The 24,810-nt window shown below is 58.2% G+C and carries 18 protein-coding genes and 1 pseudogene; 7 read left to right on the plus strand and 12 right to left on the minus strand.

Annotation, left to right across the window (positions count from 1 at the left end):
• Window positions 1–122: 122 nt before the first annotated feature.
• Both Poly21_RS23160 and Poly21_RS23165 read right to left on the minus strand, forming a co-directional pair.
• Window positions 123–1,046 carry an SMC-Scp complex subunit ScpB gene (locus Poly21_RS23160; protein WP_146409381.1) on the minus strand — a complete coding sequence of 308 codons (924 nt, stop codon included), beginning with the start codon at window positions 1,044–1,046 and terminating at the stop codon, window positions 123–125.
• Window positions 1,043–1,648: a sigma-70 family RNA polymerase sigma factor gene (locus Poly21_RS23165; protein ID WP_146409382.1), complete on the minus strand. Its 606-nt coding sequence runs from the start codon at window positions 1,646–1,648 to the stop codon at window positions 1,043–1,045. The genes Poly21_RS23160 and Poly21_RS23165 overlap by 4 nt, the downstream gene beginning before the upstream one ends.
• A 210-nt stretch (window positions 1,649–1,858) precedes the next feature.
• On the opposite strand from Poly21_RS23165, the gene ruvB reads away from it, so the two are divergent.
• Window positions 1,859–3,043, plus strand: a complete 1,185-nt coding sequence (gene ruvB / locus Poly21_RS23170) for a Holliday junction branch migration DNA helicase RuvB (RefSeq protein ID WP_146409383.1) — start codon at window positions 1,859–1,861, stop codon at window positions 3,041–3,043.
• 83 nt (window positions 3,044–3,126) lie between these two features.
• Here ruvB and Poly21_RS23175 read toward each other — a convergent pair whose 3' ends face one another.
• The 3 genes from Poly21_RS23175 to Poly21_RS23185 form a co-directional block, all read right to left on the minus strand.
• Entirely contained in the window at window positions 3,127–4,374 is a 1,248-nt protein-coding gene (locus Poly21_RS23175; RefSeq protein WP_146409384.1) for a DUF1559 domain-containing protein, read from the minus strand.
• A gap of 262 nt (window positions 4,375–4,636) precedes the next feature.
• Entirely contained in the window at window positions 4,637–5,080 is a 444-nt protein-coding gene (locus Poly21_RS23180; RefSeq protein ID WP_146409385.1) for a hypothetical protein, read from the minus strand.
• A 290-nt stretch (window positions 5,081–5,370) separates the two neighbouring features.
• The gene (locus Poly21_RS23185; protein ID WP_302120286.1) at window positions 5,371–7,956 is read right to left on the minus strand and encodes a protein kinase domain-containing protein; all 2,586 of its coding nucleotides are present in this window, start codon (window positions 7,954–7,956) and stop codon (window positions 5,371–5,373) included.
• A gap of 186 nt (window positions 7,957–8,142) precedes the next feature.
• Between Poly21_RS23185 and Poly21_RS23190 the strand changes: the two genes are divergently transcribed.
• The 5 genes from Poly21_RS23190 (at window position 8,143) to Poly21_RS23205 (ending at window position 15,556) form a co-directional block, all read left to right on the plus strand.
• Window positions 8,143–8,751, plus strand: coding sequence for an RNA polymerase sigma factor (locus Poly21_RS23190; RefSeq protein WP_146409387.1), 609 nt, complete (start codon window positions 8,143–8,145; stop codon window positions 8,749–8,751).
• 393 nt (window positions 8,752–9,144) lie between these two features.
• On the plus strand, window positions 9,145–9,321 hold the full coding sequence (locus tag Poly21_RS27860; protein WP_302120288.1) for a DUF6800 family protein: 177 nt from the start codon (window positions 9,145–9,147) through the stop codon (window positions 9,319–9,321).
• Window positions 9,322–9,485: 164 nt separating this feature from the next.
• A complete protein-coding gene (locus Poly21_RS23195; protein ID WP_146409526.1) occupies window positions 9,486–10,205 on the plus strand; it encodes an ABC transporter ATP-binding protein in 720 nt (239 codons plus the stop codon).
• A 95-nt stretch (window positions 10,206–10,300) separates the two neighbouring features.
• Complete coding sequence (locus Poly21_RS23200) at window positions 10,301–13,180, plus strand: Gldg family protein (RefSeq protein ID WP_146409388.1); 2,880 nt, start codon at window positions 10,301–10,303, stop codon at window positions 13,178–13,180.
• Window positions 13,181–13,318: 138 nt separating this feature from the next.
• A complete protein-coding gene (locus tag Poly21_RS23205; protein WP_146409389.1) occupies window positions 13,319–15,556 on the plus strand; it encodes a DUF4340 domain-containing protein in 2,238 nt (745 codons plus the stop codon).
• Between the two features lie 88 nt (window positions 15,557–15,644).
• Here Poly21_RS23205 and Poly21_RS23210 read toward each other — a convergent pair whose 3' ends face one another.
• The 4 genes from Poly21_RS23210 to mnmA form a co-directional block, all read right to left on the minus strand.
• Window positions 15,645–16,700: a ThuA domain-containing protein gene (locus Poly21_RS23210; protein ID WP_302120290.1), complete on the minus strand. Its 1,056-nt coding sequence runs from the start codon at window positions 16,698–16,700 to the stop codon at window positions 15,645–15,647.
• Between the two features lie 308 nt (window positions 16,701–17,008).
• Complete coding sequence (locus Poly21_RS23215; RefSeq protein WP_146409390.1) at window positions 17,009–17,224, minus strand: dodecin; 216 nt, start codon at window positions 17,222–17,224, stop codon at window positions 17,009–17,011.
• Window positions 17,225–17,480: 256 nt separating this feature from the next.
• Window positions 17,481–18,395 (minus strand): PEP-CTERM sorting domain-containing protein, encoded by a 915-nt coding sequence (locus Poly21_RS23220; RefSeq protein WP_146409391.1) that lies wholly within the window; start codon window positions 18,393–18,395, stop codon window positions 17,481–17,483.
• Window positions 18,396–18,790: 395 nt separating this feature from the next.
• Window positions 18,791–19,972 carry a tRNA 2-thiouridine(34) synthase MnmA gene (gene mnmA / locus Poly21_RS23225; protein WP_146409392.1) on the minus strand — a complete coding sequence of 394 codons (1,182 nt, stop codon included), beginning with the start codon at window positions 19,970–19,972 and terminating at the stop codon, window positions 18,791–18,793.
• 76 nt (window positions 19,973–20,048) lie between these two features.
• Between mnmA and prfB the strand changes: the two genes are divergently transcribed.
• Window positions 20,049–21,174, plus strand: a protein-coding gene (gene prfB, locus Poly21_RS23230; protein ID WP_367302566.1) for a peptide chain release factor 2 whose coding sequence is annotated in 2 segments (ribosomal slippage) — window positions 20,049–20,117 and window positions 20,119–21,174 — 1,125 coding nt in all. Because the reading frame shifts where the segments join, the coding sequence is not laid out codon by codon here.
• Window positions 21,175–21,215: 41 nt separating this feature from the next.
• Here the strand turns inward: prfB and mqnC are convergent.
• The 3 genes and pseudogenes from mqnC to Poly21_RS23240 form a co-directional block, all read right to left on the minus strand.
• Window positions 21,216–22,379 carry a cyclic dehypoxanthinyl futalosine synthase gene (gene mqnC, locus Poly21_RS27865; protein ID WP_436967521.1) on the minus strand — a complete coding sequence of 388 codons (1,164 nt, stop codon included), beginning with the start codon at window positions 22,377–22,379 and terminating at the stop codon, window positions 21,216–21,218.
• Between the two features lie 42 nt (window positions 22,380–22,421).
• Window positions 22,422–23,165, minus strand: a pseudogene (locus Poly21_RS27870) (menaquinone biosynthetic enzyme MqnA/MqnD family protein); the annotation flags it as partial.
• A gap of 41 nt (window positions 23,166–23,206) precedes the next feature.
• A complete protein-coding gene (locus Poly21_RS23240; RefSeq protein ID WP_146409528.1) occupies window positions 23,207–24,232 on the minus strand; it encodes a polyprenyl synthetase family protein in 1,026 nt (341 codons plus the stop codon).
• Window positions 24,233–24,810 lie beyond the last annotated feature (578 nt).

Raw genomic sequence — 24,810 nt, forward strand, 5'->3', positions numbered from 1 at the left:
TTCCTGAGCGGCGCTGACCTCGCCGAGACGACAAGCGATTCCGCAAAGGTGTCGGTTGTCATGATACCGTTAAAAAAGGAGGCGTGACGCGTGTCGTCGCTTTGCGACCTAGGGGCAATGTTCTATTGGAGGTGTCCTTCTTCGACCTGAGGTAGATCGTCAAGTGAGTCCAATCCGAGGAGCACGAGCAGGCGTTCGGCGGGGTAAAATCTGGACACCAGTTTCGGCTTCTTCTTACTCGAGGCCGAGTTTGCGTCTGTGGAGCTGTCTGGCGCAGCGACTGGTTCACGTTTCATCTCAATTAGCCGGCGGCGAACCATTTGGTTTAGCAAAGGTCCGCTATCACGACCGCGTTTGTCGGTGCATTCGACGGCGGTGATGCCCGGTTGGTAGGCGACCATGGCGAGCACCTCGATCGCGGGTTGGGCGAGTTTGGTCTCGCGAACCTTGCCTGTGAACACGTGGCGGATCGATTCAACCTCCGGTGCAACGACGAGGCGATATCCCGATTCGTCCTCGGCGATTCGGATGCCTTGGCGGTGTTCGCGATAAGAGGCTTGGAGGCGATCGAGGGTTTCGATTACTTCCTCGGGGGTCATGCCTCGCATGATCGACGCCAGGCGTGCTGCGGTGATCCCATTGCCATTGGGGTTGCCCACGAACAGCGCCGCTTCGATGATCGCCTCGGGTGACGCGGCAATCTCTTCTGCTGGCTGCTCGGCGACGTCCGCCTGCCAGGCCTCGTCTGTGTCTGGGGCGTCATCGTCGGGTGCGTCATCGGTGTTTTGACGGCTGTTAGTTTGAGCTGCAACCAAGTGTTCACGCTGGAGCACTTCGCCGATCTCCAGTCCAACGCCGTGCTCATTGGATTCGCCGTCACCGACAAGGTGTTGATAGGCCGCCCCGAGTTCCTCAAGTGAGAACGCATCCTCGTCGTCGTCGAAATCCGCGTCAGGGTCGAGTTCCTCATGTTCGAATGGCTCGCGTTCCTCGCCTGCCACGGCATCGGGATCGGCTGCATTCTCGTCACCGGTTGGATTGCTCATGTGGCATCGCCTCGGAACTGAGACGCGGTCCAGTCGGCACGCAATTGTTTCATGCCGCGGTGCAGTAGGCCTGCGACAGCGCCGGTGGTTTTGTCGAGTACCTCGGCCACCTCGGCTAATTTCAGACCTTCGAGGTAGTGCAGTTCGATCGCTTGGCGTTGGCCTTCAGGCAGTCGTTCTACGGCCGCGGCAAGAGCGGTGACATTCTCGCCGACGACTGCCACCTGGCTCGGCGTGGCTTGATCGGCCGCTAAGAGTCCCTCCAGCCGCATCGATGACTGGGCGAGTTTCTGTTCCATCGACCGCTCGCGGCGGACATCGCGTTTTTCGCGGTGCAAATCGCGGTCAAGATGGCAGATTTGCCGTACGAGTATTTGACGCAGCCACGCTCGCAGTTCGGCCTCGGTACCGCCGCGAAACTGATCGATGGCACCGACGGCGTTGAGCATCGTCTGTTGGACAATGTCGGAGTCGCCGATCTTGGCTCGGTACGCGGCCCGCATGTGGGTCCGAGCCAGCATTCGCAGATACGGCTCGTAACGGCCAATCCACTCGGGGTCAGACAGCGATGGCGGGGGATTGGAGGTGGCGTCAGATGACATGATAAGACTCAAAAAAGCAACGATTTGAGCAGTCTGGACGAGGTCCAGGCGGCACCCCTCTATCGTACCACAAACTCCTGCTCGCGAACTGAACTACCACCGATCGGGTCTGGCCCGCTACAGTAAATAGAGCCGAGCGGCGAAGTTTGCTCGGTACCACTCGTGGCGTCGAGGCAGTCGCTCAGCGAGAACGTCTATACGGAATTCAGCATGGCACGCGAAGCAATCTACCAACAATCCGATCCTGAGCGACGCGGTGACGCGTTGGGGGACCACGTGTCGGGTGGGCGAAATCCATCCCATGCGGGGACCGACCGCTCGGCACGCCCCGATGCCGGCGCGGCCAGCAAACGCCCCGGTACACTGCCAAATGGAGATTCTCGGGTCCCCGAGGGCCCCGTCTCGGAGGATCCCGAGGGTCAGGTTCCGGGACGGTCGGAAGCGGACGGGAGGCTGCGTCCTCGCCGCATGGATGAAATGGTCGGGCAGAAGGATGTGATCGAGCGGCTGAAGATCGCCATTGACGCGGCTCAGTCCCGCGGCGAGCCACTCGGGCATATCCTCTTCGATGGTCCACCCGGGCTCGGTAAGACGACGTTTGCCACGGTCATTCCGGCCGAGATGAACACCAGCGTGCAGATGGCAAATGGCGCTGGTCTCCGCGCCCCCAAGGATCTGTTGCCGTATCTCACCAATGTGTCTGAGGGGTCCGTGCTCTTTATCGACGAAATTCACCGGGTTCCCAAGGCCGTCGAAGAGTACCTCTATACGGCCATGGAAGACTTTCGAATTGACGTGGTACTGGGCGACGGCGTCAACGCCCGCACGCTCAACCTCGAGCTGAAGCCATTCACGCTGATCGGCGCGACGACGCGGGCGGGCATGCTCAGCGCGCCGCTGCGAGATCGCTTTCAAATTCGTGAACATCTCGGTTGGTATACCCCACAAGAACTTGCCGAAATCGTTCATCGCAACGCGAAGAAACTATCGATCGAGGTCGACGACGCGTCCGCCTCCGTGATCGCAGATCGGTCCCGCAGCACGCCCCGACTGGCTAATAATCGCCTGCTCTGGGTGCGTGACTATGCCCAGAGCAAAGCGGGGGGGAAGGTCGACCGGGAGATTACCCGCGCCGCGTTGGACATGATCGGGATCGATCACCTCGGACTCGACAAGCAGGACCGAAATTATCTCGACACGCTGATGCGGGTGTTTTTGGGTGGTCCTGCTGGGCTCGATGCGATTGCGCACACCATGAATGTCAGCGGCGACACGCTCGAGGACGAAGTCGAGCCGTTTTTACTCCGCAGTGAACTGCTCGTTCGCACCCGTCGCGGTCGACTGGCGACGCCCAACGCCTACGAGCATATGCGTCGTCCGCTGCCAGCGAGTTGAACGCTGATCGGCTGGCTGAATGGAACGTGCTGAGTAGAAAGTGTCTCGAAATCCGCTGGCGGGATCGGCGAGCCGCGGCAAGATTAAAAACCGTCGCTGACAATTTCGTGCGACGCTCGGGTTCCCAAGGCGCCCCACAAATCGTACGGGCTCGGCGAGCCAGGGGCGTTGTCTCCAGTGCCACCGAGCCACACGTTGCTGTGGTGATGGACGCCGCCCACGATCGACTCCGTGATGAATTTGATCGCGCCGTCGCCCATCAGTACGTGGACGCCGCCCTGGTGTCGACTACTCGCCGATGCCACACCGTGCGAGCTCGCCGAGTTGCCACCGAAGCAGACCTCTTGGTTCGGTGGGCGGATCGTGTTGAATCCACTGAATGCTGCGCCGCTGGCGGCCCAGCGAAAACCGCGTCCCTCTTCATTCGGAGCGAGCGTGATCGCACCCGGCAGCCAGAATTGCGGTCGTGTAGCGTCATTAAAGCCTTCGTCGAGACAGGCATCCGGATCGTCCCGGAGCATCTCGCCGGGTGGGGAATCAAAACCAATCCCCGGGCGTGTGCGAATGTCATTGTCGCCGAGATCGGTCGCGATCTCGCCGACGAAAATCGTATTGGACAGCCCGTCGAGCACATCGCGAAGTCTCGTCGATTGATGCGAGATAAACGCTCCCCGGCAGGCCGCGGCAGCCTGTTGAGCGTGGGTGCTCAAATTGCTCATCGAGTACACGGTGCGATTGACGATGCCGAGCGGGCCTTGATCCATGTAGTGCAGCGAGTCGCCCAGGCAGGCGGCATAGTTGGTGCGTCCGAAACTAGGCAAACCGACACCCGGATCGCTCGGGCAACGCAGAGTGGCAATCTCGGTGGTCCAGGGTGCGTAAGCTACCGCAGTTGTTTCGGGGCCCATCGCGGGCCACGGATTGGGCGCCCCGCCATTGTTTGCCAAAGGATTGCTGATTTGTTGCCACAACGCCTGTTGTTCCATGAACGGGGTCAGCCCGACCCAGATCGAAAGGTCCATGCGATTGGTGGTATTGGTGTCCAACGCGGCACCGTCACGCCAAGTGCCGCCGCCGTGCATCGGTAGTTGCTGATAGGCGGATTGATAGTTGTGGATGCTCAGCCCGAGTTGTTTCAGATTGTTGCTACAGCTCATCCGCCGGGCCGCCTCACGTGCAGCCTGAACGGCGGGCAGCAGGAGACCGACGAGGACGCCAATGATGGCGATCACGACCAGAAGTTCGACGAGCGTGAAAGCGCGGCGAGATCCGGTGTTGATGGGTTGAGCGGGCTGGTCAGGCACCTGCAAATGGGGAAGCGACGTGTGCATAAAATGGCTCTCTGATGAATATTGTGTGGATAAATGTTCAGGTGATTGGCGGTCGATCGTTCGACTTTGTTGCCGCAGTCGTGAGCCGAGTGCCGTCAGGCACCGGGCAATAACTCCTGCCCGGTCGCTTACGCATTTCGGTTCACTCAATCGATGTGCCCCTAGCCATGGGCAATAAAATGGGCCGGGCTAGGCCGATGGGGGCGGATCTCGAATGCACGCGGCGCACGAACATCCAGCAATCACTCAGGGCAGCGGCGACTCAAACCGCAGCAGGTGGTCCACGCGAGAGTGCGAAGCCATAACGCTCCGCAGGCAGCCAGCAAGACTCAGCCAAGACGCCCGACTTAGCGTCAACGTCGAAGCTCCAGGCGGCTTGATCGGTGATCTGCGACGCCACCAAGCTCTGAGCCACACAGCCAGCACAGAGTGCAGCGCAGTGATGTGAATGGGTGCGGGATTGTTCGATGAAGCCATCGGCATCCGTTGGATGCTCGGCCGCATCGTGCTCGCAACCGCAGGCGTGCGCCGGTTCGCATTTACTAAGAACCGGATGGAGATGCTGGTGAGCGAGCGAATCACAACATGCGCCACCAACGGCGTGACTGTGCGTCTCAACCTGACTCGCATGATGGTGGGCGGCTGGCAATAACCAGCCCCCGACCAGATAGGCGATGAGCGTCAGGTGGGTGAGAAACCGCTGCACGAAAGGTGGCCTGTCAGAACTCAGGAGAGAGGGATTTTTGCGGGTGCGCGCAGGTGCAACCCGCGCAACCCCCACAATATGTCACGCACCTACTACGACGAGAAGTCCAAAATCGTTCTAAATCGTGAGGATTTACTAGATTATCACGAAACAACGATTCCTCTAGCAGGTGCGAGGATCTCCAGTTCTCAGTAAGTCTGCGGGCCAAAGGTCCAGCAATTTGCCTGGCCCCGTCTGCAGCCCCGTCTGCAGGGCTGAGGAAATCTGAACACGTTTCCTGCGACGGCGAATCACCGCTCACCTCCATCGATCGTGATCATATTCTGAATCTGCTCGCGGTCAGGTTGCTCTTCTGAGTTCACACTGCCGTCGGCCCGAGCGTACATCGCGGGTGAAAAGAATTCGGGGTATTCATTCAGGTCCTCAGGGGCCGTCCAAGGAACGGTCTTTTTTGATTCCACGACCAAGATCGTGTTTGAGGTGCCGTCGGTGATGTCCCGCAGTTTGGTACCGCCTTTCTTTTCCATCAACGCATTCTCGGTGGTGAGGCCGAGATAGTTTGTGTGGCCCTGGGGTTGGTCACGGGGGGCCCGGGGGCTGCGGTAGATTTCCGGCATTCTATCCAGCAGGGTGAGGTTATACGTGCTGTCCCACGGTTCGGTGAATCGATAGGACTCAAATAGCTCCGCTTGATCAATTAAGGGCAGGATCGCCACACGCCAGCTGAACGGCTGGATTTGTTTCCCTTCCTCCACCGGACCGGCTCCGAGCACATTCTCCGTTCCAGGAAATTGATCATATCTGGCGGTGAAGTTATGGAAGCCAATCGCGATCTGCTTCAAGTTGTTTGAAGATCTTGTGGTTTTGATCGCAGCGTCGGACTTGCTCACAACGTCGCGCATCTGCTTGGGCCCCATGGATTGTGACTGGACGATGAACATCAATGCTTTGACATAGGGATCGTTGTAGTTGAGGCGGTGGTCCCCGAGTACGGCGCGATTATCGGCTTGCGTTACTGGAAAATGGCCGACGCGTTTGAAGTTCAGCGTGTTGGGTCGAACCGTCTGCGCTGGGGGCAGACCCATCACATCGCCATCGGTTTTGACGGGCTGCGTGATGACCGAAAAGGACTGATCGATATCCTGAGGGGTTGGTTGGCTCAGTATGAGAGGCGTCTTCGCGGACTCAAACTCGAGGCGAATCAACGTGTCGCGACTATCGTGTTGAGTGCCGAAGTTACCATAGGAAAAATCTTGCAGGTCCGTGCTGACTGTCGCCACGTAGAACTGGAAACCATCAAAGTAGGCGAGTACTGCTTTCTCCGTTTCCGGCGTCCTGTCGCTGGGGGAGGTAATTCGCCAGATGCCCTGCAGTTGGTCGGTAAGTTGTTGGGCCGCGTTCACGCCCCGCGAAAGTGTATCGTTCCCGGAGTGCGGTTTGGGTTGCGGGTGCGGCACCTCCTCCGCATCCGGTTGGATGGCCTGCTCGTCGGCGGCTATATCCGTCCCTGCCACAAGCTCGATATTTGTGCCCGGTCCGATGGGCAGCGTGACTTCGCTTCCGTCGGGATATTTGATCTTGAGGAACATGCCCAGCATGAGCCCTGCCAAAAGTCCGAAGAATCCGCAAGCGATCGCCATCACTCGCGGAACAGGACGGCGCAGCCAAGATTGGGAGGCGGCTGCAGTCGAAATTGGTAGTGGACGTGGGCTCGGTAGGGAAGCGTCCGCTTGCCTGACGAGTTGCTGCAGATCACTGCCGCGAGCGAAACGAGAAAGGGTCTTGGCGACTTCGCCGGGTGTGCTTGGCCGTCGGTCAGGTGATTTTTCCAACATCGTGTCGACGAGCTTGGCGACTTCGTTTGGGCAATTCGGCAATCGCGATTGGAGACTCGGTGGTCGCGCCGAGACGTGTGCGGTCAGCTTGGCAAACGAGGTCGGGTATTCTTCGGATTCAAATGGAGCGTGTCCGGTCAGCAGCTTGAAGAACGTGCAGCCGAGGGCGTAAACGTCGCTGCGACTGTCGGCATCGTGAGCATTGGCAACCTGTTCGGGAGCGACGTAATCCGCGGTTCCCATTGTTTGACCAGTGGCCGTCAGCTCGACTTCGGGGCCCACATGAAATCGTGCTAAGCCCAGGTCGAGGAGTTTCACTTCGCCACTGCGACTGATCATGATGTTGGATGGTTTGACATCGCGATGCACAAAGCCTTGGTCGCTGGTGTATTCCAGAGCGGCGGCTACTTTCAAAATCACCTCGGACGCATTGGCAAGTGACAGTGGGCCCGTCCTCGCGACGATTTGATGCAGGTTTCTGCCATCAATGAATTCGGTCACCAACACGGCCAGCCCGTCGACTTCTCGGGCATCGTGGGCCGTGACGATATTCGGATGGCTGAGTTGTCCGACTGCGCGCATTTCCGCATCGAACCGGCTGCGGGTCTGGGAATCGGTAAAACGATGATCGGCGATGACTTTGAGGGCCACTTCACGCCCCAGTTTGGTGTGGCGAGCCAGCAGGACGCGGCCCATGCCCCCGTGCCCGATCTGCCGAATGATTTCATATTCGCCGAGCTGCGCGGGGAGCTCCATCAGCGGCAAGCCGTCGTCGGTTTCATCGGCTTTTGCGAGTGCGCCGAGCGCCTTGGCCAAGGCGATTCTGCATTCGGGTTCGCGGCCGAACTCCGCGTGCTGGTCGTCGGCGCGAAGATCGACAATCAGCGAATCCTTCCCGTCATCGACGGCGTTCAGCTCCGATTGGCACTCCATACAGTCCTGCAGGTGCTCGTAGATCAGCTGGGAATCGTCGTCCGGCAGACGCCCGCAGGAATACGCGTGGAGGAGATCGTGGGAGGGGCAGTGAGTGGCGGTCATCATGGTATTCTCCAGGGAATGCGTGTCGAACTCAAGCGACGGGGAAAACCGTCTGGATGATGAACGACGGGCGCTGACACCACTTTTGCAAGAATTTCGTAATCGAGGTCTTGAATTAATCGAGGTTGTGATCCCGGCCGCTGGCCCGTCGTGACTCACTCCAGCAACCGTCCGTGTTAGGATCTCGGTATGAGTGACACCCGATTTCCAACGCCGCCCGAGCATCCGACGCTGTCGACGTTCTGCTTGGACGGTGTTCAGCAACTCGATCCGCGGCAGTGGAGCCGTCTGGTGGAGACATTTGGACCGATTGTCTATCGTTGGTGCCGTGTCGCCGGCGTCCCCGAGTCGGAGGCCGCTGACTTAGTCCAGAACGTCTTCGTTTCGGTCGCCCGCAAGATCCCAGCGTTTGAGCGGCAAAAAGATGCGGGCAGCTTCCGATCCTGGCTGGCCACGATCACACGCAACCAAGTCCGCGATTTTTTTCGCCAAGCATCGCGGCGAGCGGATGCTCAGGGCGGCACCGCCGCGCAGCGGTGGATGCTCGATCAGGTCGATCACCTGGGTGACTCGATCGATGGCGGTTCCATTAGCGCACCCCTGTTAAAGTCAATCTTAGAGACTGTCAGAGCGGAGTTTGAGGACGTCACATGGCAGGCCTTCTGGCTGACGACGATTGAGAATCAACAACCGTCGTTGGTGGCCGAGCGAACGGGGCTCTCGTTGGTGAGCGTGTACCAGGCAAAGTCTCGGGTGCTGAAGCGTTTGCGAGCGGCGGCTAGCCAGTGGCTGGAGTGAGCCGAGACGCGTAAGCGGCCGGGCCGACCACCTTACCCGGTGCCTGACGGCACGCAGCGCAATCTACCCAGTGCCTGACGGCACGCAGCGCAATCTACCCGATGCCTGACGGCACGCAGCGCAATCTACCCGGTGCCTGACGGCACGCAGCGCAAAATCACAGGGAATTGGCGGGGCCGGGCAGCGAACAAAATGGCAACGGCCTGCGTCCACTGGAAAATCGGATTTGGTTGCAGGGAAATTGACACGTGGGCAAAAACTGTCTGGTGGGAAGCGGTTGCTGCCCGCCTCCCCCCTTCCCCAATCGCCCGATCGCATGATAATCCTGCACCGAAGGCGCGATCGGAATGCGCCTGCAACCCATTTTAACCCCACTGCTGATCGATAAAGACCATGCCTGGAACTGAACGTCGTCGTGAAATCTCCCGCTTGCGGGCCCGTCGCAAAAAAACCTCCCAACTGCTCAATCGCGTCAAGGCAGGCACGATCGATAAGGCGGAAGCGGCTCGCAAGCTCCGGCGCATGACCCCTGGCGCCGATGCGATCATCAAGCGTGAAGGCCTGGCGTAACAACGCGGCCCAGTTTCATTTCATCTGATCCTCTTTCCCCTTCGGACATCGACTCGATGGCAGAACCTGCACGCCAACCCGATTCGGCCGCAATCGAGCTTTCCAAACAATCGTCTCCCACTGCCGGGGCCTCGGCAGCGAAAACGGCATCCCCGTCGACCACGATGATCGAGGCGGTGGGGCTGAGCAAGTTCTACGGCCCGTTTGCTGCCGCCCGTGACGTATCGTTTAGCGTCAAGCAGGGTGAGCTGGTTGCTTTTCTCGGCCCCAATGGGGCGGGCAAGAGCACCACGATGAAAATGTTGACCGGCTACATCGCCCCGAGCGAAGGCTTCGCCAGGATCGCTGGGCATAACATGATGGACGACCGCATCGCCGGCAGCCATCGGTTGGGGTACCTGCCCGAAAACGGGCCGCTGTATCCCGAGATGACGCCGATGGGCATGCTGGAGTTCTTTGCCGATGCTCGCGGGCTGCCGAGTGCGACCAAGAAGGATCAAATCGACAAGGTCATTGATATTTGTGACCTCAGTTCAGTGATCTACAAGCCCATCAGCAAGCTATCCAAGGGCTTCAAGCAGCGCGTCGGGATGAGCCAAGCATTGTTGCACGAGCCCGATGTGTTGATTCTTGACGAGCCGACCGCTGGACTGGATCCCAACCAAATTCGCGGTGTTCGCCGAACGATGCGGAAGCTCAGCGAGACCAAGACCATCCTGCTCTCGACCCACATCCTCCAGGAAGTCGAAGCGATGGCGGACCGCGTTATCCTGATCAACGAAGGTCGCAAGGTTTATGACGGTGAGGTGGAAGGCCTTCGCGCGGCCGGTCACGGTGACGTCAACGAAGCCTTCCATGAACTGACCGGTCACAGCGAGAGCTGACCCCGGCCTGGTCTCTCGCAGCGAGTTTATCTCTCGTTCGCAGCGAGTCGTTGCTTCTCATTCGATCCCACCTCTCCACTTTTTCAATCGTCCCCATGGCGCTCAACTACGTTTCGATGTCCCTACTCAGTGTACTGCTCTACGATGCAGTATTTCTGTTGTTGTTGCTCGCGATCGTCCTGCTGCTGTCGTACACCAACCGGGCCGCCTTTGCGGTCATGAAACGCAACTTTGTTGGTTACTTCAGCAACCCGACGGGGTATGTTTTTCTGTGCATTTTCGTCTTCCTGACCTCGGTTGCCGCGTTCTGGCCGTACGAGTTCTTCAATTCGAATCTCGCGACGCTCGACCAGCTCAACTACTGGTTTCCGATGATCATGCTGGTGTTCATCCCCGCGATCACGATGAGCATTTGGGCGGAGGAAAAACGCCAAGGGACCGACGAATTGTTGCTCACGCTGCCGGCGAGCGATTTTGATATCGTGATTGGTAAGTACATGGCGGCGGCGGCAATTTTCACGTTTTCGCTGCTTTTCAGCCAATTCAGCACCTTCACAACCCTAGCGGTGTTAACCGAGGGTTCGCTCGATGTGGGGCTGATTTTCACGACCTATCTAGGCTATTGGTTTGTTGGTTTGGCGATGATTGCGATCGGGATGATCGCGTCGTTCTTGACTGGCAACCTCACCGTTGGCTTCATTTTGGGGGCGTTGTTTAACGCTCCCTTGGCCTTTGCCTCGTTGGCTGACTCGGTTAGCCCAAGCCGGCGGTTTGCCGAATGGGTCAAGGACAGTGGTATCGCTCGGCCGTTTGATGATTTTGGACGTGGCGTGATCAGCTCTTCTTCGATCATCTACTTTTTGCTGGTCGCCGCCGTGGCGTTGTACGTTTGCATGATCTTGATCGGACGTCGACATTGGACCGGCGGGAAAGATGGCAATCAAATGGCCTGGCAATACGTGGTCCGTGCGATCGCGTTGGTTGTGTTCACGGTCGGCGCAGTAATGCTCTTTCGTGCCCACGAGATCGGCCGCAGGGACATGACCGAGGGACACGTCAGTTCGCTCGCCGGTGCGACCAAGGATCTGATTCAGAACCTCAATGACGATCGCCCGATCGTGATCGATGCTTTCATCAGCGATGAGGTTCCCGAACTCTACGCCCAGACTCGCTATGAGCTGATTAATTTACTGAAGGAATTTCGCGCCGAGGCAGCCAAGAAGAACCGTACCATTGAAGTGAACCTCCACGACGGTATCGATCTTTCGAGCGATGAAGCGGCTCTGGCGGCCAAGCGATTTGGAATTGAGCCGGTGACGCGCACGTTCCGCGAGAAAGGTGCCTACACGCAAAAGAAATTAATTCTGGGGGCCGCATTCCGCTCGGGGCTGGAGAAGGTCACCGTGCCTATTTTTGAATACGGCATCCCGGTTGAGTATGAACTGGTCCGTTCGATCAATACCGTCGCCAGCGGCACCCGCAAACGGCTCGGGATTGTTAAATCCGATGCCAATTTGATGGGCGGCGTCTCGATGGCGGGCATGCAGATGCAACGAATCGATAAGCACCGGCTGATCGACGAGTTGGCGAAGCAGTACGAAGTCGAGGAAGTGGATTTGAGCGGTCCCGTGTCACCCGACATGTACGACGCGTTGTTCGTCGTCCAGCCGTCCTCGCTCGGGCCACCGGAATTTGATCGGCTCGTGACCGCAATTCAAGCTGGAATTCCCACTGCTATTTTTGAAGACCCGCGTCCGGTCGGTGCCTCGTACATCACCGCTACTGGCGATGCGAAGGAAGCTGGCGGCGGTTTCATGGGCATGGGCGGCGGTGGTCCTCAGCCCAAAGGTGACATCCGTCGTCTGTGGGATGTGCTCGAACTCAATGTCCCCGGTACGCCAGCGGCACAAGGACTCTACGATCCCGACCTCGTGTGGCAGCAACATAACCCGTACCCAGCGCTCGAAGCAGCGAACGAATTGTGGCTGTTCATCGACGAAGCCATCGCGCAGAAACCGGGCGAATGTCTGAGCGATGAGAGCCCCATCACGGCCGGACTCAAACAGGTCTTGGCAATCTTTTCGGGAGGCGTTCAAGCCAAGCCCGATAGCACGCTGAAACACACCCCGCTGTTACGAACCGGCCCTCTTTCGGGCACCCTCGATGCCAATGCTATCCGTCAGATCCTATCCGGTGGTGCCACGCTCGCGCAAGAAATCCAGGGGCTCGACCCTTATATGCCAATCGCAATGTCGATTGAGGGAGCAACTCTGACCGCTGATGAAGACGCGGCAGCAGCGACCAGCGAGAATGCAAACAAGGCAATCAAGGTCGTCTACGTCGCCGACTCCGACATTATCTTGCCGGAGTTCTTGGTCATTCGCGCCGACCCCAAGCAGATGGAACTGCGATTGCAACTGCAGAACGTCACCTTTGCACTGAACGCAGTGGACTGGTTGACCGGCCAGACCGATTTCATCGACGTGCGAAGCCACCAGATGAACTTTGCTAGCCTGAAAATGATCGATGCCCGCCAAGAACAAGCCAATGAGCAGGTTCGCAAACGCAGTCGTGAGTTCCAGAAGGAATTTGATGAAACGATCCGGACTGCTCAAGAAGAAATCGATCAGGAACTGCAGTCGCTTCGCGAAGACGTCGAGAAACTGCAGGAAGAGCGTGAGGATGGCACGGTGCCGCAAAGCGTGCTGCAAGAAAAGCTGATCGCGTTCCAGATCAAACAGGACAATCAACAGCGGATTCTCAATGTGCGTCGCAAGAGCATGGAGAACGAGCGTGACCAGAAAATCGCCACGGTTCGCCGCGAAGCCGATCGGGACGTGACCGCGATCCAAAACCAAGTCAAGACTTTGGCTGTCGCGTTGCCTTGTATCCCACCGCTGATTGTCGGGATCATGGTGTTTGCCTCGCGCCGACTGCGTGAACGCGAGCACATCAGCAAGAGCCGACTCAAGTAAAGATTCGATTCCACCTTTCAATGAAGGCGACTCGCTGTGAATTCAGTGTCCCCAGGCACCTCGCGGCGTCGCCAGCCCGGTCGCTGACGCGGCTGGTCTCAATCTCCCTGAAACTCTCCTCATAAAAACGATTTCAAAGTGAACGAAGGACAAAAAACCGGGCTGTTCTGTGTGATCGGTGCCGTCATGCTGGCCATCGGTCTATTTGTTTCCTGGCCCGATTCGCCCACTGGCGAAACTTCCATTGCCGCTGGCAAGCCGCTGTTTCCAAGTTTCAAAGATCCGTTGGCAGCCGCCAGCGTGAAAATCGTTTCGTTTGATGAGGCCCAGGGCCAGGTTGATACGTTCGAGGTGCGGAAGGATCGCGAATCGGGCCTGTGGACGATCCCGTCCCGCAAAGGATATCCAGCCGACGCCGTTGAGCAGATGAAGGACGCTGCCAATGCCTTGGTGGGGCTGCAGATTCTCGACGTGCAGACCAGTAACCCGGAGGATCACGTGGCCCTCGGTGTGGTTGAACCCAAACTCGAAGTTCTCGAGGCTGGTGACATCGGCGTCGGTCGCTTAGTAACCTTCCGAGATGAGTCGCAAAAAGACCTCGCCTCGTTGATCATCGGAGAGCCTGTCAAGGACGAAGAAGGTCGACGATACGTACGCAAACCCGGACAAGATCCAGTTTATGTGGTCGAGCTCGACGAAGCCGCCTTGTCGACCAAGTTCCAAGTCTGGATCGAGAACGATTTGTTGCAGCTCAGCAGCATCGACATCAAATCCATGCGAATGGAAGATTACGCTGCGTCGATGACCGCGCGAGGATTTTCGCTTGATCGTAACTACACCGCCGAAGTGCTTGCAGACGGCAGCGATTGGAAACTGGAGCAATTGCTCGAGTACCCGTCGGATGATCCGTTGGCCGATCCCGTCGAGGTGAAGGTGGGTGCAGATCAGGTTGTTAACAAAGAAAAACTCAACGACCTCAAGAACGCTCTCGATGATTTGAAGATCGTCGATGTGGCACGAAAGCCTGAAGGCATGAGTGCCAACCTCCGGGCTGACAAGGACCTGGTTTCGGACAATGAGGCGGTCACGTCACTTGCGACGCGCGGCTTCTTTCCGGTGCAGCGAGGGACCGGTTCCGAAGTCGAAGTATTGTCCGCCAATGGTGAGCTCGATGTTACCCTTGCCGATGGTGTGCAGTATGTGCTGCGTTTCGGCAACGTTTTTGGATTGGCCGATGAGGATTCGGGAGATATCGAAGACGAGTCGTCGGACACCGCGGTCAATCGTTATCTGCTCGTCACCGCTCGGGTCGACGAATCGCAATTCCCCGCCCCCGAGCTGAGCGTCGTCCCTCAGACAATCGAAGAGCTCGCCGCGATGCTCGACGAGTCTGCCAGCGGGGAGGGACAAGATAAGGAGTCGGGACAAGCTGAGTCGGGCGAGACAGCGGATGAGCCGGCGGCTGATGAAACCGAAATGACGGAAAGTGCATCTGCTGAACCGGTTGATTCCGGCGAAACCCCCGCGGAAACCGCAGAGCCCGCCGAAGCAGCAACCGGTGAAGAGATGACGCCCGCCGAGGAACCTGCCGCCAGTGAACCTGCGGCCAACGAACCTGCCGCCGAGGAACCTGCTGAAATGAATGATGCCGGTGACGGCGAGCAGCCTGCCACCGCGGAAGACGCCCCCGAGAGCGAGACGCCAGCCGACGAGGGCGAGACGCCAGCGGACGAGGGCGAGACGCCTGCGGAGGCAGATGAGGCCATGCCTGCTGAGCAAGCCGAATCCTCGGAAGACGCACCTGCTGCGGAAGAGAAGCCTGCCGATAGTGGTGATTCCGCCGCCGAAAGTGAGGATTCCGATAGCGAGACGCCAGCGACGGAGGAGGTCGAAGTGGAAGGTGGTGGTGAGGCCACCGGTGAAGGTCAAGGGCAAGCGGCTGATGACGCCGCCGCAACCGAGACTGCTGACGAGCCCGCAGAATCCGGTGACACCACCCCCGAGCCGGCTGCTGCCGCGACAGCGGCACCCGAGTCGGCGGACAACGAGTCGGGAGAGCTCGCCTTCGCTGATCTGACCCAGGAAGAGAAGGTCGAACGGCTCGAGGCCGAGCAAGAGAAAATCCTCAAAGCGAACACGCGTCTACTCGACGCTCGCAAGGATCGGCTGAACGCTGCGAAACGCCGTGTCAGCGATCTCAATGCCCGATTCGCCGATTGGTATTACGTGATTCCCGAGGCCACCTATCGCGAGTTGCGGATCAGTCGCGACGAGTTGCTGACGGCACCGGAATCCGCCGCCGCAGCCACCCCGCCGGCTGGCCAGGGCGGCCCGAGCATGCCATTTCAAATCCCCGGCCTGAACGCACCTCGCTGAGTTGCGAAGCGGCTAGGAAATCACCATCGGCGTGTGCCGATGGTGGGCTGGATTCAATTCTGCCTGGAGTCTCGCAGGCTCCCGGCGATTAGGGCCACTCAGGGCTGCCAGGTGGATCGGGCAGCTCAGGTGTCTTCCCCAGTCCGTAATCGCTCGGCTGGCGATCCGCGTTCTTCCAGAAGTCTGGATCTTTGATGAAGCCAAAGAACGTGGGATGAAAGGGATCCACAAATTCCACGTTGGCCTTCGCGGGAACGTCATGTCCTGTCAAGAAAAATGCTGCGTTGACGATCATCCGCCGGAGGTCCTCGTTGAGGAAATCGACCGAGGCACCCGACGTAGTCGCGAACGCTTGTCCGTGATTTCCGCTGGGTGATTCATAGGTGTGCAACCAAGCAAAAGGTTGCATTGGATCGTTCTTGGCACCTGTGATGTTTTTGGACTGAGGATCCAATGACTCGGTGACGGCTGCTCGCAGCAAGATTTTGTCATCGTCAGTCAAGTGAATCACGCCATAGACGTCACTCGGTGCAAAGACGTCCTCGACGGAGTTCAAAATAGGGTGATCCGCGTTGGCGTCAACGATCACACCTCGGGCTCCTTGCGATTTGTGGCGGCCGTGGTGGCTGACCCACTGCTCGCCAAGAATCTGACGTCCCCATTGTCCAAACGGGATCTTGCCGCCGAACTCACCCTTTCCGGTGAACGCGTGTGTGGCGGTGCGAATGCCGATCACTGGCTTGCCGTCATTGAGGAATTTCGTGATGTGCTCCGCTTCGTCCTTGTTGGGATGGCGGAAACGGGTGCCGATGATCATCAAATCGGCATCATCGAGCGCCGCCAACCCTCGCAATCCCTCGGCATCATTGGGGTCAATGTAGCTGCCATCTGCCGAAAGCGAGAAGATTACCGTGCATTTGAAACCATGCCGTTGGCTCAGGATTTTACCGAGCATCGGCATCGATTCTTCGCTGCGATATTCCTCGTCACCGGAGACCAACACGATGTGTCCGATGGCTGGCGATGATGGTTCGAAGACAAGTGTCGTGTCGTCGCCCTGGGCGATGGAAGCGGTGCAAATACATAGAAACAGCGTGCTGAGTATGCTGGTTCGTATTCGCACCCACATGGAAGTCGTTGTCATGAATGTCCTTCAGAGTAGAGGTAAGTTTGGTGGTCACGTCACACCAGATGGGTCGAGTATTCTAACCCAAATGAAGCTCGCTCCTGATCGAAGCGATGGACGACACCAAAAAAACGCCGCATCCGGTATGCCTGAGAGTTCCCCGGCGTGAGCTGGATGGGCCGAGCAGATGCTCGATTCTTACTCTGAGCGACGCACCAACTTGGCGACGTCGTGAACAAAGATTGCGATTGCCGCAAATGTGCTGATCATGGGCGGTTGTCGTCCGCCAAAGCGCGAGCGTTTCGCACGCAAACCCTGGGTTCAGTTCACGAGTCCGATTCCAATGTGAATCCGACTTTCAGGGTAACCTGCCAGTGCGCCACCTTTCCGTCGACGATATGACCGCGCGTTTCGATCACTTCGAACCATCGCATGTCGCGAATTGACTTCGAGGCGAGCGAGATGGCGTTGGTGGTGGCTTCCTCGATCGAGTTTGGCGATGTGCCGACAAGTTCAATCTTCTTATAGATATGATCCGACATGACAGACTCCTGGTGAATGCGGGGAGGTACGATACTTGAGCGGTACTTGGGCTAGCCTGGATCTACAAAGGCTCTTGCGATCAAAGCGATGTTACCACAAACCTCTCCACCGTTCCGCCGTCAACGCTACCTCCCGCACCCAAGTGGCTCCACCGTCGCAGGCGACTCGGTGCTCCCAGCATGGTCGCCAATACGGCGCGTCGATACTCGGTTCGCGACGTTTACGGCGACCATGCGAAAACCTTAGGCAGTGGCTCTAACTCGCAAGAGTCAAAGCTGTTTTCTGTTTTACCCGACGTCGCACCCAGACGCCGCCCGCACACACGAGGCTCAGCAAAATTGCCGACGAGGGCTCGGGAACTGCCGAAGCCTGAAGGCTAGCAGAAGTTGGACCGACCGTGACGGTGCCAGTGAGGGCACCGACAAGGTCAATGTTGATTGCGCTAACATCAAGGCTGATCGCATTTGTTGTCAGCGATAAGCTATTGATGCCATCGCCCGTCTCGATTTGTTGGTTCAGAATTAGCGACGTCCCTAGCAGCGGGCCGGTGAGCGCTACGCCGGTGTTCGCCGCAATAAAACCGGTGACACCGAGACCGCCATATCCCGGAATGGCGATTCCAGCCACGGAGATGATCAGATCTTCCACGTAGAGCGACCCGACCGATCCTAGCCCCCCATAGTCTCCCGATACTTCCGACGAAACCTCAAGGGTGGTTGCGGAAATCGAAAGAAGATCAGCAACCCCCAGTGTTTCGACAATCGATAGATCCAGGCCGTTGATGACGTGTTCGCCCGTAGCCGTTCGAGAACCAGATAGCCCGTCGACATTGGACGTAGCCGTTGAGGTTACTAGTCCCGTCTGCACATCTGCCACTGTAACGAGGGGGGGAGAAAATGGGACCGGATTTGCTAAGACCCCAGAGCTAATGTCAACAGTCAGCACTGAATCTGACGCAATGTAGGGCGCTGGCGCAGTTCCCGATGCCGGAGCCACGTTGTCGATACTAGCATTGAGAATGATCCCCCCTCCAAGTTCGGGCACAAGATCCAACGACAAACCCAAATCAATCAAATCAGCTGAACTGCTGCCGGTGACGACCTCCCCCCTGGCCGTTCCACACAATGCTAGCAACACACACGCCAGAAAAGTACTCCGAGTCAAAGTCATGATTCATCCTCTAGATTGAGATACATTAAGCCCGGCAGGGAAGCCCACAGGGAGACCTGCGTCACATTGTAATACCTTACCGTGACTTATGGCCCCGTTGTTGAAAAAAATATAAAATTCCCGTTGCGCACCCAGTTTTTTTTGTTAAGTGGAGCGATCCCGCTAGGGAGACTAGTGCTATGGACGTTCAAAAACCGTAGCAGTCACGCAAAATCGTGTGACTTTCCGGATTGCGTAAGCCTGGCGAGAAGATCCACGCGTTTTCTGAGGCTCAATTCGGCGCGCGAGTGTCCTGAGTTTGCTAGCATTCTGCCGCCACCGAACCCGCTGCGACGTTTTAGTCACCCGTGGCACAACTCAAGTTCACAAGAGAAGCGGCTACCAGCAGAGGCATTTCATCTGGTCGTAGCAGCTACGATCCAGCCACCGCCGAGAACTCGCGCGCCGTCGTAGACGACGGCGGCTTGGCCGGGTGCGACGGCGGATTGAGGTTCACAAAAGTGAACGGCGAATTTTGCCGGGTCATCGGCATGGAGCTGTATGCGGGCGGCGTGCGGACGGCCGTTGTAACGAATCTGCACGCTGACCAGGCCGGGAATATCATGCGGATCGATCAACCAATTCGCTTGGTCGGCTTCGAGTCCCGGGGCGAGCAGTTCGTCCGGGCTGCCGAGGACCACGCGTCGCGTGTCGGCTTCGATCCGGACGACGAAATGGGGGGTCCCTAACGCGATCCCCAATCCTTTTCGCTGGCCGATCGTGAATGCTTCAAAGCCGTTGTGCTGTCCGACAATTTTGCCATCGGTGGTCACGAAATCGCCGGCCGTGGTGCCAATTCGGTCAGGCCGCCGCGACTTCACGAAATCGCTGTGGTGTCCTTGGGTCACGAAGCAGATTTCCTGGCTATCCTTCTTCTCTGACACGCCCAATCCCAGCGACGCAGCGATTTCGCGAATTTTGGATTTCTCAAAATCTCCTACCGGCAGCATCATTCGGGATAATCGCTCGCGGCCGATCCCGAATAGCGCGTAGGACTGATCTTTGCCGTCATCGAGTCCCCGCAGCAGGTGCTGTTTGCCATCCTCGTGCTGCATTCTGGCGTAGTGGCCGGTGGCGACAAAATCGGCATCGATGCCGTCGGCGTAGTCAAATAGCTTGCCAAATTTGATCCAGTGATTGCATTTGACGCACGGATTCGGGGTGCGAGCGTTGAGGTAGTCATCGACAAAGTAATCGACGATTTTACGAAAGTCTTCCTGCAGATCGAGCGAGTAGAAGGGAATGTCCATCGACATCGCCACCCGGCGGGCGTCCGCAGCGTCAGTGGCGCTGCAGCAACCCTGTTTGTGATCTGCTCGTTTGCCCGCTGTGGCGGTCCCCGCTGGGCCACTTCCGAGCACAGGCAAGCCGAGTGGATTGGGGTCGGAAGCATCGTCGCTGCTGATCCGGCAGGCCGACGCGGAGGCCTCCCCATGCCGCATGAACACGCCGATCACCTCGTGACCAGCCTGGGTGAGCAGGTGGGCCGCGACGGACGAATCCACCCCGCCACTCATCGCAAGAACGACACGAGACATGTATAAATAACCCGGTGAGAGAACCACACAAACATTGAAAAACTATCCCTATCATACCCACTGAGCCTGATTCGTCATGGACGCTGAACTGACCCAACGAAGTAAATCGATCGTCGCTCGCCTGAAACAACTACAGGACTCTCTTTGACCACGCTGGCAAGAATGAGAAGATTCGAGGGATTGAGACTCAGATGGCGGCTCCCGATTTCTGGGATAACAGCGAATCCGCACAGAAAGTCGTGATGCAGCTGAAGGCGCTCAAAGGCATCGTAGGACCACTCGACGACCTGTCCGCATCAGCTGCCGACCTCGGTGCATTGTTTGAGATGGCAGACGAAGACCCCTCCGTCGAGCAGGAGGTTGCCGCTGAGGTCAAGCGGCTCGAAGCCGTGCTCGATGATTTGGAGCTGAAGGCCCTCTTGAACGGTCCCCACGATGCGGCTGGCGCGATCCTGCAGATCAATGCCCGCGATGGCGGCACCGACGCCAACGACTGGGCCGACATGATGCTCCGGATGTATTCTGCGTGGGCCGTCGGGGAGGGCTACAAAATTGAATTGCTCGACCGACACGAGAATGAGGAGGCGGGCATCAACCGCGCTTCGATCGCCATTCGGGGGCCGATGGCGTACGGATACCTCAAGGGCGAAGAAGGTATGCACCGACTCGTCCGAATCAGTCCGTTCAACAGCGAAAGCAAACGCCAAACCAGCTTTGCGGCCGTCAGTGTGTCGCCAGAAATCGATGACTCCATCACGATTGATATCGAGAAAAAGGATGTGCGTGAGGATACCTATCGGGCTGGTGGTGCGGGCGGACAACACGTCAACAAAACCGATAGCGCGGTCCGTTTGACCCACATTCCCACCAACACCGTCGTGCAGTGCCAGAACGAACGTAGCCAGCACCAGAACCGTGATACGGCGTGGAAGATGCTGCGTGCGAAGATGGCACGTATCGAAGAAGATCGCCGTGAAGCCGAGGAAGCATCGAAATATGCCGGCCAAGCCAAGACGGGGTTCGGCAGCCAAATCCGCAATTATTTTCTGCATCCTGATCAACGCGTCAAAGATTCTCGCACCGGACACTATGTCGGGAATTTCGAAAGCGTGATCAATGGCAGCGAGCTACAAGGATTTCTCGATGCATTTCTGCGACTCAAAGCCGGTAAGACCGAAGCAGTGACGGACGACGACAATTAGGCAGGCGTATCGACCTGCCAACCGACTACCCTGCAAACCGACTATAGCGACATTTGGACTAACTCACGGGCGCTGGCGTTCGCGTTGGCTGTGATCGCTTTCTGCTCGAGTTCCTCGTCAACGAGGTTGTAAAACACGTCGCGTTGGCGTGCTTCGAAGCCATGTTCTTCAATCGCCTCGCGGATCTGTTGCAAGGACAGGTAGTGCACCGTGCCAGCTTCGGCGACGACGTTCTCCTCGATCATCAGGCTGCCCATGTCGTTGGCACCGAACATCAACGCCATCTGACCGATCTTCATTCCTTGGGTCACCCAGCTGCTCTGCAGATTCGGAATGTTGTCGAGATAGAGTCGTGACACGGCCAGCATCTTCAAGTACTCGAACGAGCCGATCTTGGGGAGTTCGCTCATCTGCGTATGTTCGGGCTGGAACGTCCAGCAGATAAAGGCAGTGAAACCGTCGGTTTCATCCTGCAGATCGCGTAGTCGACGCAGGTGCTCGACACGTTCGGCAAGGGTTTCAACATGACCGAACATCATCGTTGCCGAGCTGACCCCGCCGAGTTCATGCCAAGCTCGCATGACGCCCAGCCAATCGTCCGTCATCACCTTGCCACGCGTGATCTCGCCACGTACCCGATCGGTCAGGATTTCCGCACCGCCACCGGGGATACTACCCAGACCCGCTGCCTTTAGGCGGGTCAGGACTTCCGTGATCGACAATCGATTGAGCTTGGTAAAGTGATGCAGTTCGGGCGGAGAGAACCCATGAATGTTGACGCTGGGGAACTTGGATTTGATATCGCCAAGCATCTCCTCGTACCAATCGAGTTTGTATTTCGGGTGCAGACCGCCCTGTAGCAAGATCTGATTGCCGCCGAGATCGACGGTTTCCTGGATCTTCTGCAACAGCACTTCTCGGGGCAGCACATAGCCCTCATCGCTCTTCGGGCCACGATAGAACGCACAGAAATCGCAGACGGCCGTGCAGACGTTCGTGTAGTTGATGTTCCGGTCGATATTATAGGTTCGATACGGCTCAGGATGCTTTTGCCGCGACACCGTTTCGGCGGCCGCGCCCAGGGCGGCGAGGTCATGAGACTGCAGCAGGGCGATGGCATCGGCATCGTCCAGACGCTCACCCGCAACGGCTTTATCGAGGATGTGACGAACCGAGGAAGAATTGGAGACGGTTGCGATGGTCATAGGTGGGGTCGGGATCAATCCCGTGGCCTCTGATTTCTGGCGGAAGAGGTCAAGCCCCGCTCGCTCGCGGGGGCCAAGGTGGAAATGCAAGTTTTCAGCAAAGTAACGGTGTAGGTCTTCGTTCGTCAAACCATGACCGGCCGCTTCGCGAATGGCAATGGCTTCCAGACACTGACCGCCCTCGTCACGGGACAGGTCAAGCGCTTCGGCGATGCGATCACACGCGGTGGCGTCGGCGGTAATCTCACGTCGAGCGACCCACATCGCGAACACGAAAGGCAGTTCGGTCCACCGGCACCAGCGATCCCCTAGATCCCAGATTTCGTGATAGACGCCATGGGGCGGATGCATCGCTCGATCGCCAATCACGAGTACCGCATCCGCATCGACATCCTCCGCTGCGGTTCCAATTGGGAATGGGACCGTGGTGGGGCGCACGCCGTGCATCTCCCAGAGCAGGACTTGCGCCATTGCAGCGCTGGTGCGGCTGCCTTCATCCAACGCGAGCGTGCGGATGTCCTGCATCGCCACGCGGCTGAGCAACCGCACGCTCCAAACTGGGCCGCGGCAGGCGATTGCCGCATCGGAGACGATTTCGTACTGATCGCGATGGCGAAAGTACTCGACACTCGGAATTAACGCCACGTCGAGCTCGCCGCTGGACAGGTCTGTGGCCAGCCGGGAGGGAAGATCGAGGCGGAGCGAGCCCCAGCCGGCCAAACGCTGCGGCAGCGTCTCGATCAGCGGTTTGGTGTTGAGATAGGAAACGGCACCGAAGCGGAGCATGGGAGATTCAGGAGTGGGAGTGAAAGCGGGGTTGCATCGGCTTAAATTCGCCGTCCGACGGAGAAGTTTGCAATTTCGATCAGCGAGTCCCGGGCGGGTGAGGGGTCGAGATGCTCGATCGCGGAAATCGCTGAGCAGCGGAAACGATTGGCGACTTTGCGAGTATATTCTGCCGCATCGCTGTTGCTCAACAGCGGGAGAACTCTGGCCAGACGCTCCGGGGGGGCGGCTCGCAGGGCCGCCCGCGCCTCCGCAGCGACGGCGGGGACGTCGCTGTGCAACAGCCGAATGAGAGGCAGCGTGAACTTGCCTTGGACCAAATCCGTGCCGAGGGTCTTGCCAATCTCATTGGGATCCCCCCACAGATCGAGATAATCGTCGGCGATTTGGAAGGCGATCCCCAGGTCATTCCCGTAGGAACCCAAGGCGGCGATTAGCTCAGGATCGCCGCCGGAGAGGCTGCAGCCAAGCTGGCACGATACGCTTGTCAGCTCGGCGGTTTTGCCACGCAAAATATCGAGGTAGGTCTCCTCGTCGATGCTCTCCTGATCGCGGCTGAGGACCTGTCGCAGTTCGCCCTCACATACCTGCTGGGCAGCCTGACCGACCCAGCGACAGGCCTGCGTCGAAGCCACCGCCGAGGACAGCGTCGTGGCGAGCGAGAAACTCTGGGCGAAGAGATAGTCACCCAACAAAATGCTGGTGTCACGATTCCACCGCATATTAACTGTTGGCGTGTGCCGCCGTGTAGCAGCGTTGTCCAGAACATCATCATGGACGAGCGTCGCGGTATGGACCATCTCGATAACAGTCGCCATCGTGATGTGATCATCGCTGATCGCGGGCAGGCGGTTCCTGCCGCGGGGCCTCGAGACGACGGAGTCGAGGTGCTGCTCGGTCACGAGAGCAGAGAGCAGCAGCAGGGCCGGCCGCAATCGCTTGCCGCCCAGCTGAGTGCCATGTCGCAGAATCGGTGTGATGGCCTCATAGCGAGATTGCAGCTCCTGACGCAGCCGCGCATTGACGGCAGCGAGGTGATCAGAGATCGGTGCGTAGACCCGCCCCATCTCAGCGCTGGCTGGGCTCGGATGCTGAGGATGGCCGGTGGGTGACGGGTCAGCGGCAACGAGTGGTTTCATGGCATGCGGTTGGGTTCGAACTTGAGGAGGCAACAGTGGCTCTAACCGCATTTCTGCTCAGCGGGGCAACGCGGAACCGCATCCAGCTCGTGAAAAAACACCCGCTGCGTCTCCCCCCTGCGATTCCAAACGGGACCAGAAGTTTGCCAACGCTCGATCGTTGCCTTTGCTTTCTCGTTCGCTTCGAGCAAGCACGGCCGAGACGTCGCTGCGAACCTCGTCGGTTTGCTGCACCGGCGGATCGCTCTGTCCACGCCAGACCCCCACGGGCGCGCTGAGCCGCTAAGGTCTCAGGATCGGAACTCATATCTGATAGCTGGTAGAAGTGTCAAAGGCGAGAACGCCAACTGATCAAAGTCAGGATGTGTTTTTGCGTTCATTCCAAGAACGACCAATGCCAAGCCCACCTCGTGCTGATATGCGCCCGTGGTCACGATCCGTACGCTAGTACCCTAAGAAGTTTCAATCCACGCGTCCCGTGAAGGACGCGACAGCGGTGGTCGCGG

The sequence above is a fragment of the Allorhodopirellula heiligendammensis genome (assembly GCF_007860105.1).
GTDB classification, from domain to species: Bacteria; Planctomycetota; Planctomycetia; order Pirellulales; family Pirellulaceae; genus Rhodopirellula; species Rhodopirellula heiligendammensis.